The sequence below is a fragment of the Patescibacteria group bacterium genome, from assembly GCA_028707065.1.
In the GTDB taxonomy this organism is placed as follows: domain Bacteria; phylum Patescibacteriota; class Patescibacteriia; order Patescibacteriales; family WJLG01; genus JAQTUZ01.
Window position 1 is genome coordinate 1 of record JAQTUZ010000032.1, and the last position, 9,391, is coordinate 9,391.

The 9,391-nt window shown below is 46.0% G+C and carries 13 protein-coding genes; 7 read left to right on the plus strand and 6 right to left on the minus strand.

From position 1 onward, the window contains the following. A partial coding sequence (locus tag PHE24_06710; GenBank protein MDD4902790.1) for a reverse transcriptase/maturase family protein occupies positions 1-694 on the minus strand: 694 nt, incomplete at its 3' end. A 10-nt stretch (positions 695-704) separates the two neighbouring features. Between PHE24_06710 and PHE24_06715 the strand changes: the two genes are divergently transcribed. Next, positions 705-1,094, plus strand: a complete 390-nt coding sequence (locus tag PHE24_06715; protein MDD4902791.1) for a four helix bundle protein — start codon at positions 705-707, stop codon at positions 1,092-1,094. 482 nt (positions 1,095-1,576) lie between these two features. On the opposite strand, the gene PHE24_06720 is transcribed toward PHE24_06715, so the two are convergent. From PHE24_06720 to rpsF, 5 genes are all read right to left on the minus strand, one after another. Beyond that, a complete protein-coding gene (locus PHE24_06720) occupies positions 1,577-2,302 on the minus strand; it encodes a hypothetical protein (GenBank protein MDD4902792.1) in 726 nt (241 codons plus the stop codon). 89 nt (positions 2,303-2,391) lie between these two features. After that, positions 2,392-2,955 (minus strand): elongation factor P, encoded by a 564-nt coding sequence (gene efp / locus PHE24_06725; GenBank protein MDD4902793.1) that lies wholly within the window; start codon positions 2,953-2,955, stop codon positions 2,392-2,394. Between the two features lie 199 nt (positions 2,956-3,154). After that, positions 3,155-3,379, minus strand: a complete 225-nt coding sequence (gene rpsR / locus PHE24_06730; GenBank protein MDD4902794.1) for a 30S ribosomal protein S18 — start codon at positions 3,377-3,379, stop codon at positions 3,155-3,157. Between the two features lie 126 nt (positions 3,380-3,505). Next, on the minus strand, positions 3,506-4,018 hold the full coding sequence (locus tag PHE24_06735) for a single-stranded DNA-binding protein (protein MDD4902795.1): 513 nt from the start codon (positions 4,016-4,018) through the stop codon (positions 3,506-3,508). Positions 4,019-4,229: 211 nt separating this feature from the next. Next, positions 4,230-4,781 (minus strand): 30S ribosomal protein S6, encoded by a 552-nt coding sequence (gene rpsF / locus PHE24_06740; GenBank protein MDD4902796.1) that lies wholly within the window; start codon positions 4,779-4,781, stop codon positions 4,230-4,232. 486 nt (positions 4,782-5,267) lie between these two features. On the opposite strand from rpsF, the gene PHE24_06745 reads away from it, so the two are divergent. The 6 genes from PHE24_06745 to PHE24_06770 all read left to right on the plus strand — a co-directional run. Then, the gene (locus PHE24_06745; GenBank protein ID MDD4902797.1) at positions 5,268-5,669 is read left to right on the plus strand and encodes a hypothetical protein; all 402 of its coding nucleotides are present in this window, start codon (positions 5,268-5,270) and stop codon (positions 5,667-5,669) included. 144 nt (positions 5,670-5,813) lie between these two features. After that, the gene (locus PHE24_06750) at positions 5,814-5,993 is read left to right on the plus strand and encodes a hypothetical protein (protein MDD4902798.1); all 180 of its coding nucleotides are present in this window, start codon (positions 5,814-5,816) and stop codon (positions 5,991-5,993) included. 275 nt (positions 5,994-6,268) lie between these two features. Beyond that, a complete protein-coding gene (locus tag PHE24_06755) occupies positions 6,269-6,646 on the plus strand; it encodes a hypothetical protein (protein ID MDD4902799.1) in 378 nt (125 codons plus the stop codon). 111 nt (positions 6,647-6,757) lie between these two features. Beyond that, positions 6,758-7,135 carry a hypothetical protein gene (locus PHE24_06760; GenBank protein ID MDD4902800.1) on the plus strand — a complete coding sequence of 126 codons (378 nt, stop codon included), beginning with the start codon at positions 6,758-6,760 and terminating at the stop codon, positions 7,133-7,135. Between the two features lie 100 nt (positions 7,136-7,235). Continuing rightward, positions 7,236-8,555 (plus strand): methyltransferase domain-containing protein, encoded by a 1,320-nt coding sequence (locus tag PHE24_06765; protein MDD4902801.1) that lies wholly within the window; start codon positions 7,236-7,238, stop codon positions 8,553-8,555. A gap of 138 nt (positions 8,556-8,693) precedes the next feature. Further along, positions 8,694-9,391, plus strand: a 698-nt coding sequence (locus PHE24_06770; protein MDD4902802.1) for an ankyrin repeat domain-containing protein, incomplete at its 3' end; no start/stop codon positions are given.

Below are 9,391 nucleotides of genomic sequence, written 5' to 3' on the forward strand. Positions count from 1 at the left end.
CGCTTAAAAAAATAAAGTCATCGGCATAGCGCGCGTAATATTTTATTTTCAAATCACGCTTCACGAACTGATCAAATTCGTTCAGATAGATATTAACTAACAACTGCGAAGTTAAATTCCCCAGCGGCAAGCCGATAGCCCGCTTACCCGCGGTGTTAAAACTATCAATCACTTGTCCGAACAGCCAAAGCAAATCTATATCAGCGATATATTTAGCTAAAATATTTTTTAAAATTTTGTGATTAATGCTGGCAAAAAATTTTCTGATATCGCATTTTAAAACCCAGGCGGTTCGCTGATTATTGCGGGAAACCTGCTGGGCAAAATAGGCAAAACGGCGGATGGCCCGATGCGTGCCTTTATCAAGGCGACAAGAATAGGAATCATAAATAAATTGCTTATCAAAAAAATCATAAGTTTCTTGATAAAGCAAATGGTGCAACAAGCGGTCGCGGACTGTTGCTTTATGAATATTACGCGGCTTGGGATCGGAAATATTAAACGCTTGATACGCGCCGTGCCGGTAAGTTTTGTTCTTTAAATCGTGATAAAGCGCCAAAATATTATCCATCAGGCGGCTTTGCCAAACCGCAACATCACCTCGCTGTTTTTTGCCGGATAAAAAGCCTTCCCAGGCGGAAAGTAATTTATTGATTGTAATTATTTCTTCGTATTTTTTTACAAATTTTTTCATTATAAAATTTATGGCCACTTATTATAGCGTTCCGACAGTGTTGACAAAGGCCAAGGAAACCTACGCGCTGTGGTTTAAAATTCTTACCGATTTTCCCAAGGTTCACCGCTATAATCTGGGTGGAAAAATTGAAGAATATTTTTTAGGGCTGTTGGAAAATATTTTTACGGCTATTTATCTTTCCGGAGAAAAAAAATATTTTGAGTTGTCTTCCGCTATTGTCAAACTTGATGGCGTTAAATTTTTTTTCCAGCTGGCCTGGGAAAATAAGTGCTTTTCCAATGAACGGTACGCGGAATTGTCGGAAAAACTTAATGAAGTCGGCCGGATACTGGGCGGCTGGAAAAAAGGCTTGGAAAAGAAAACTCCTCCGCCTATAACGAAGGAGAAACAGCCATAGTTGCGGGACAACCAGGCGATTCCGATACTCGGCATTCCAGACATTGTCGTTCTCGAAGCGGTTGACGTTGACATTGAGACCGTCGGAATTCACGTTCACGTTGGCCACAAATTGCATAACGCGTTTTCCTTAAGGGGCGTAAAAGCCCCTTTTACCACCGCCGCCCTAACGCCGAGTGCGAGAAAAACGGCTGAATATTATTCGGGACATCAGGATAAGCGCCTTAAAGTCCGCTGACGCGCCATACCAACTTTAGCTTGTTTATTGAAATTAAAAATATTTTCCTCTCTTGCCGGCCGTAACCGGCAAAACTCTCAAAAATACTTTCAAACAATCTTGGCCCGCCAGCCGTAACCGGAGAGCAAATCAAAACTGCACTTTCATTATACAAAAAAATCACCTGGATTCCAAGAGCAAGGTTATGACCAAGCTCAAAGAATCCAAGTGACCAAGTTTCCAGGTCTTTCCGAAAAACCAAGAAACTAAAGTTGCGGGACAACCAGGCGATACCGAGACTCGGCACGCCAGACAGAGGCGTACCCGAAGCGGTGGACGTAGACAGAGAGACCGTCGGAACGCACGCGCACGCGGGCCACAAAATATTCGCCGTTCATTTTGAACAAGAAGAACGTGGCGCCACTCTGGCTAAGCTGACCCGGATACTTTACGCAGAACCGGATAATCTGATCTTGGGTAAGACAGAGCTTATCCAAATCGCTGATAAGCGAAGTGAACATTTTCACGAAGGTCGCATTCTCAATCAGCTCGTGTGCTTGCACGGCGGTTTCAGGGGTGGCATCGCTGGCCTTATCCAGATCCCAGTTCTTGAAATTGTTGTCGATGCCGGATTTGAAAACGTCTTTGGCGCTGGCAATAGTTCTCTGACCATCGCAAGCTTCGATGATTGATGCTTCACCGAAGGAAAGAAGTTTCAGAATCGACCCAGTCGGTTTTTCTGATTTTTCAGCGAATAATCCGTCGAAGAAGTCGAAAATGGCCCCGGGATTGCTGACGATTTTGTTTTGAACTCCGTCAGAATCGATACTGTTTTTCTTGGCGGCGCTGGCAATCGCTTTTAAAACGATACCAGCAACTTCCAGCCCTTGTCCGAAAGTCGGTGATTGGCTCATAGTCCCATCCTTTTTTAAAATGTTAAAGTGCTTTTCTGCTCTTCCCGGCAGATTGGGATAATACCTATATGTTAGCACAAAATATGATTTTAGTCAAGCTTACTTTCAAAACCAAAAAAATGCGCCGGAAAAGCGCATTTTTGAATATCTTAAAATTTATGTGAAATTTATTGGTTCACTCTTTCCACATACAGTCCAGAATCGGTATTGATCTTGATGATGTCGCCTTCGTTGATGAAGATCGGCACATCTACTTTGACGCCGGTTTCGAGTTCGACCGGCTTGGTGATGTTGCCGGCGGTATTGCCGCGGATCGCGGGCGGAGCGGAGATGACTTTGAAATCCATCTTGATCGGCAATTCCAAATTGATGGCCTTATCATTGAAATACATCATCTTCACGTCCGTGCCGTCTTTCAGATAAATTTCTTTGCCGCCCAAATTTTCCAACGGCAATTCGAAAGTTTCGAAAGTATCGTTATCCATAAAATAAGCGTTGTGGTCATCGCGGTATTGATAATTGACTTTCTTGGTCGAGATGTCGGCCTCTTCGATCTTTTCCGCGCCGTGGAAACTGTCGTCGAGAATATTTCCGGTCAGCAGATTTTTCGCTTTCACTTTCAAAACCGCGCCGCGCATGGCGACCTTGAGATGATCGGTCTTGATGACTAAGTATGGCTGGCCATTGATCAGAATGACTTTGCCGGGTTTGATATCGCTAAGAGTTAACATAATAAGAAAAATTAGGATTTTCTCCTTTTGTCATCCTGCCTGTCCGCCTTGGGAGGAAGCGCCGCGCGAAGGATCTATTTTATATGAAGCGCGAACATGGTCGACAAAAATTTTTATCGTTATGATGCGAACTTCTCGGACAATAGATCCTTCACTCCGCTCCGCCAGCCGGCGGAGCTCCGTTCAGGATGACAAAAATTTATTGATGCGTAGTCGATAAAAGCGCCATGATACGGGAGCGCTTGACGGCCTGGGACAATTTTCTCTGATGCCAGGAGCAGACGCCGGTGCGCTTCGAAGGAAGAATCTTCATATGAAAATTCACGAAGCCGCGCAAAAGGCGAGTATCTTTATAATCGACATCTCCCACTTGATTGGCGCAGAAGAAGCACTTCTTTTCTTTTTTAGGTTGGTTGTTATACATATTTATTCTGTCATTTCGAGCGCAGCGAGAAATCGCTTAAACGCTAACTCCAGCTTGAAGGGATTCCTCCGCTTCGCTCGTCCTCATTCTTCGGACTCGCTTCGGTCGGAATGACAATAAGAATTATTAAAACGGAATGTTTTCGACGCGGATTTCTTCTTCTTCCGGAGCGCCATCGTTGCCGCCGGCGACCGGGCTATCGATATCGATGATCGGTTCGGACGGAGCAAACGGTTGTTCGCCGCCCATTGCCGGTGTTGCCGCGCGCGGAGCGTAATTGCTTCCGGACGATTGTCCGCCCGAATAGCCGCCCTTCGGCGAAAGCATGATCATATTTTCGGCGACGATCTCGGTGCGGTATCTTTTCACGCCATCCTGGCCGGTCCAATCGCGGGTCTGCAATCTGCCCTCGATATAAACTTTCAAACCTTTCTTCAAATACTGGCCGCAGATCTCCGCCAGCTTTCCCCAGGCGACGACATTGTGAAACTCGGCTTTTTCCTGCTTAGCTCCGGATTGATCTTTCCAGACCAGACTGGTCGCGACGGAGAACGAAGTGACAGTCTTGCCGGTTGCGGTATTGCGGATTTCCGGATCGCGGGTGAGATTGCCAATGAGCATTACTTTGTTGAGAGTCATATAATTATTGATTAGCGTCGTTAAACGCTTTAATTATTGATATTTTGTATTTTAACTTATTTTGAACAAGCTGCAGAAATTTGAAATTAGAAATTTGAAAATTGGGTATAAAAAATTATTTTTGCCAAATTTTCTAATTTTCCCTGCCTGCTGGCAGGCAGGCAATTTTCAAATTTCGATTCTTCATCCCTGATTAAGAAAAAATTTAACCTTAAATCAAGTCTTTTGTGTCCAATATATCGTCCAACTTCGCGTCCAGATCTTTGAGTTCGGTTTTCTTTTTGAATGATTTCCGCTCTTCGACTGCCGGGGCTTTCTTTTCTTCCGTGACCAAACCGGCTGTTTTCTCTTCAGCCAATTCCTTCTTCTCGGATCCGCCTTCCTTAAGGCGCTTTCTGATTGCTGCCAATTCTTCCGATTTCTTGCGGTCGGCCGCGATTTGTTCGGCGGTGCGCTTAGGCGTTCTGATGATCTGATGTCTTAAAACATCGTTGGACAAGCGCAAAAAATTATCCAACTCGGCTAACTTCTCGCCGGCCAGATCAAACTCGGCCAACTTATAATAGCCGTGATTGTAGCCGCCGATCTCATAGGCCAATTTCTTTTTACCCCAATCTTCGGCGTAGGTAACTTCGCCGCCGACCGCGGTGATCTGTTGTTTGATCTTGGCGTCAATTGCCTTGGCTTCATCCTCGGTAAATTTATTCGGGATGATGAAAAGCAATTCATAATGGGCGCTTTCTAATTTTTTGACTTTGGACATAATAAATTTATTCTTCTTAAATTATTAATTTTATTGCCGACCATCCCGCCGCAAGTCCGAGGCGGACTTTGGCGGGATTATGCGATCCGCCACTCGTCCCGACGCAAGGTCGGGACTCTGGCGGCTTCCGCATAAAAAAATCTCTTGCCCGTCTGCCTTTCAATAAAGACAGCCAAACAAGAGATTTCTTGCTGATTGCCGATGGCCGCGGAATTTAACCGTGACCGATCTGCCCAGGGCAGACCATGGAAAAGGCGATATTTGATTTGTTGTTTAAAGATTATCAGAAAACCCTAAAAAAAGCAAGAGAACACAGAAAAGTTAAAAGTAAAAAGTAAAAAGTGAAAATTATTTATTTAATATTAGCAATTTTATTAGTTAAATACAACTTTTCATATTGACAAAATAGATATAATATGCTAATATATTATTATAAAACTGATCACATTTTTTCTAACCAATATCTAACAGCAGAAGGAGTTTCCCATGAAATCCAACAGCTCATCAACCGATCCATGCTCCCTTTCACGCTCACTCGGGAATGCCGGCATCTTTTTCGTCGACGGGATGGAAGCCGTAGTCGATGACGCCGACCGCGTCACAATCCTCGATGACATCAATGTCGAGTCTGACGGCGCAAGTCCCTGGTACACCATGGTCAATCAGATCCTCCGCAGCGGCAAAAAAATCCGCGGCGAAGTCCAAGACGATGTTCCCGAACCCCCGCAGTACGCGCTGGAAACGATTGCCAAGGCCAACCGCAAAAGGCAAAACAGAAGTTACCGGCGGATGGTGAACAACCTGTTCCGGGACATGGACAGCATCACCGATGGTGCGAGAATTTTCACCCCGAAAAATACGCGGCAGTTGAGCTGCGTCGCCGCCTAAATCCCCGCCCCTTTCCTCATGGCCCCAACGATCACCACAGATCGGCGGGGCCAATTTTTTTGCCAAAAATTTAAATTTATGTAAGAATATTATTAAACCATTCGCCCTTTGTCTGATCATCAACCCAAACCTCGAGGAGTTGTCATGTGCCAACACCCGCTTGACGTCAAGAACCGTCGCGAACTGAACTTCAACCGAACAGACATAAATTATCAAATCAATCACCAGGTCAAACCGTCATCGATCGTCTGCGGCTATTACTCCGGAAAAATCCGCGTCTGGCCGTCTCCGGAAAAAAAGTCCAAAAAAAGCAAAGCCAGCTGAACTTTATTAATCTCCGGATAAAAGCGCTACGCCCTCCGACTTGCCAATCGGGGGTGTTTTTTTTATTATCAAGCGAAGCGAGCGAAATAATCCCGCTACAGCGGAGATTATTTCCGAGCGAGCGATGATAAATACCTCGTCCGCTTGCGGCGAGGATACCTTTTAGAAAAGATGGGTGCAGGACTTACCCTGCGGTTGATACCATTCATTGACAAATAAACCGGCCCGTGATTAAATATAGACGATATTTTCCCACCCCTTTAAAGGAGAAATCAATGAGACTGCTCCTTGTTAAACAAACCTACTTTTATCAACCGGGCAACCCTGTCTCCTATGAGGATTTTTTTGCCAGCGTGTTGAAAAATTTAAGCCCTTTTTTCGAAATCCAAGTTGCCGAAAAAGCGGATGAAGCGGAAAAAATAATCGCGGAGGATACCGGAAAAAAAATCTCCGCCGCTCTGTTTCTTAGCCAGGCGATGATGGCCAAAGCAATAAAGCTCGGCCAAAAATTTCCTCAACTAAAATTCCTGGTCTTCGGCGGAAACCTGGAAAATGATTTTCAACGGCTTGATAACACCTATTTGATCAAAAAGGATGCCAGCCGGATCGAAAGCCATTTCCAAAAGGCTCGAGAGGTGATTATTTCCGACTAAGCTCTAAGTCAAAAACTCTGCGGCGCAACGTGGGGTTTTTTTATTCTTGACAAATAAATCCGCTCATGATTAGATACAGCCAATGCTTCTTTTTTTGAGAAAGGATAAATCATGAAAAAGTTGCTCATTGTAACCGATGTCATCAGTGACCGGCCAGTTGATTTTACCCATTACGAACCGTTAATTCAAGATCTGACAGTATTTCTGGGAAACCGCTTTGAAGCGGAAAAAATCGATCGGTTCGCCGACGTGGAATCCCGGCTTGCCATGGCGGATATTTCTGCCGTTATCTTTTTAAGCGGCTCCATGATCAACAAGGCCATGATTTTGCGCCACGAATTCCCCGCGATCGACTTTTTGGTCTTTTACAGCCGGCGCCGGAAAGATGACCGGAACCCTTACGACAATGTTTTTCTGATCGAAAAAGACGCCAATGGCCAAAAAGGCAAGCACTTTCTGGAAATGCTGGCAATCATCACCCCTGGCTGAGTCAAGTCGGGGAACTCTGCGGTGCAACGCAGAGTTTTTTTATTAGCCTGGGCGCAATGTTGGTTTGAACATAACGGCAATTATCTATATAATGTAATAAATGAAATACTTCTTTATTTTAGGCAATAATCCAGCCCTGTCGGCCGCCGAAATTATCTCGGTCTTAAGGCCGGAAAAAGATGCCCGCTTGGCGGCCGGCAATGTTTTGCTTTTGGAAAATCCAGCCACCGATGCCGCGAAACTCATCAAGCGCTTAGGCGGAACGATAAAGATCGGAGTCATTGCCGCGACAGTCGACCGCCATAATAACGAGGCGATCAAAACGGCTATCTTAAAGATCATCGAGGATGATCTTTCCGAGCGCGGTGAAACGAATAAATATCGTTTCGGCCTTTCTCTTTATGGCCAGAGCAAGCTGCCGGTATTCCCGATCGGCCTCGCTGTCAAAAAAATCCTTAAGCAGAAGGGGGTGAGCTGCCGCCTGGTGACCAGCAAAGAAAAAACTTTATCGAGCGTCGTCGTCGAACAAAACATCATCTCTAAGCGGGGGATCGAGATCGTCTTGATCGAGGATGGCGGCCAGATGCACCTGGGTTACACCGAAGCGGTCCAGCCGTTCAAAGAATTGTCTTTCCGCGATTTTGGCCGGCCCAAACGCGACGACCAATCAGGGATGATCCCGCCGAAATTGGCGCAAATTATGCTGAATCTTTCGGGGAAAATAGACGGCGGGCGCTCGCTCGACGTAACACACCCCGTCCCGCAAACCCACCCCGGTTGCGAGGCGCAACCACCCCTCCCAAGAGGGGAAGCGGGCCACCCCTCTCGAGAGGGGACTTCATTATTAGATCCGTTTTGCGGGTCGGGAACGATTCTGATGGAAGCGGCGTTGATGGGAGTAAAAAATTTAATTGGTTCGGACATTTCCGAAAAAGCAATCTCCGACACGAAGAAAAACTTCGCCTGGCTCGGAGAAAAAATATCAAATATCAAATATCAAATATCCAATATCAAATTATTTGATATTCCTGCGGCAGAGATTTCCCAAAAGGTTGCCGCAAATTCAATCGACGCGATTGTCACCGAACCGTATCTTGGGCCGCAGCGCGGCCACATCGATCCGATAAAAACAAAAATTGAACTGGAAAAATTATATTCCGCAGCCTTGGCTGAATTTAAAAAAATATTGAAACCTGATGGCCGCGTCGTGATGATCTTCCCGGTCAGAACCGAAGGCGAACGGCCGGATTGGCATTTTATAAATCCAAATCTGGACGGCTGGCAAGTGATCAATCCTTTGCCGGAAAATTTGCGGCAAAATCTCCACGCCACCCGCCGCGGTACGATTGTCTATGGCCGAAGCGGCCAAAAAGTCTGGCGGGAAATAGTCATCCTTGACAAAAAACCAAAATCTTTCTAAAGTAGGCAGACTGCGACGCTCATTAAAATTTATCAAAAAATCAACCAAAGAAGGAAGGGCACGATGACTAAATTAAAAATATTAACAGTAATCGTATTGTTAATCGTGATTGGAACGGGATTATCCATTGCTAAATATATGGATATTAACGCTGAAAAAAAACACGGCTGGACTGCGCTTATCAAGGCGGCGGCAAAAGGCCAGGTGGCAACGGCCGAGCAGCTCATCGCCCGGGGAGCGGATGTTAACGCCTCCGATTATGACGGACGGACGGCACTGATCTGGGCGGCAATAAAAGGCCGAACAAAAACGGCCGAACTGCTTATCAAAAAGGGCGCTGATATCGAAGCCGCGGATTACGACGGCTGGACCATGCTAAAGTGGGCGATAAAAGAAGATCGGACAAAAATAGTCGAACTGTTGATTGAAAAAGGCGTGGACGTCAATGCTGAAATTCCGATGCGCGAAACGCCATTAACCTGGGCGGCAACCAGCGGCCGAACGGCTACGGCCAGACTGCTGATCGAGAAAGGCGCTGATATCGAAGCCAAAGACTATTGTGGTTATACGCCGCTGATGTTGGCAATTGACAGTAACCGAACGGCTACGGCCAAAATGCTAATTGAGAAAGGCGCGGATGTAAGCGCCAAAGACTATCGGGATTTAACCGTACTGATGCTGGCGGCGGAATGCGACCAAAGAGGGATAATCAAACGGCTGATCAAGAAAGGCGCCGATATCAATTATAAAAGGCCTGACGGCTGGACGGCGTTGATGAGCGCGGCAATGAGCGGTTGCCCGGCTACTGTCGCGCTGCTTATTAAAAAAAACGCGGG

Coding starts and splice junctions, on each gene's coding strand:
- PHE24_06715 (MDD4902791.1), top strand. CDS start 705: ATGGCCACTTATTATAGCGTTCCGACAGTGTTGACAAAGGCCAAGGAA.
- efp (MDD4902793.1), bottom strand. CDS start 2,955: ATGTTAACTCTTAGCGATATCAAACCCGGCAAAGTCATTCTGATCAAT.
- rpsR (MDD4902794.1), bottom strand. CDS start 3,379: ATGTATAACAACCAACCTAAAAAAGAAAAGAAGTGCTTCTTCTGCGCC.
- PHE24_06735 (MDD4902795.1), bottom strand. CDS start 4,018: ATGACTCTCAACAAAGTAATGCTCATTGGCAATCTCACCCGCGATCCG.
- rpsF (MDD4902796.1), bottom strand. CDS start 4,781: ATGTCCAAAGTCAAAAAATTAGAAAGCGCCCATTATGAATTGCTTTTC.
- PHE24_06745 (MDD4902797.1), top strand. CDS start 5,268: ATGAAATCCAACAGCTCATCAACCGATCCATGCTCCCTTTCACGCTCA.
- PHE24_06750 (MDD4902798.1), top strand. CDS start 5,814: ATGTGCCAACACCCGCTTGACGTCAAGAACCGTCGCGAACTGAACTTC.
- PHE24_06755 (MDD4902799.1), top strand. CDS start 6,269: ATGAGACTGCTCCTTGTTAAACAAACCTACTTTTATCAACCGGGCAAC.
- PHE24_06760 (MDD4902800.1), top strand. CDS start 6,758: ATGAAAAAGTTGCTCATTGTAACCGATGTCATCAGTGACCGGCCAGTT.
- PHE24_06765 (MDD4902801.1), top strand. CDS start 7,236: ATGAAATACTTCTTTATTTTAGGCAATAATCCAGCCCTGTCGGCCGCC.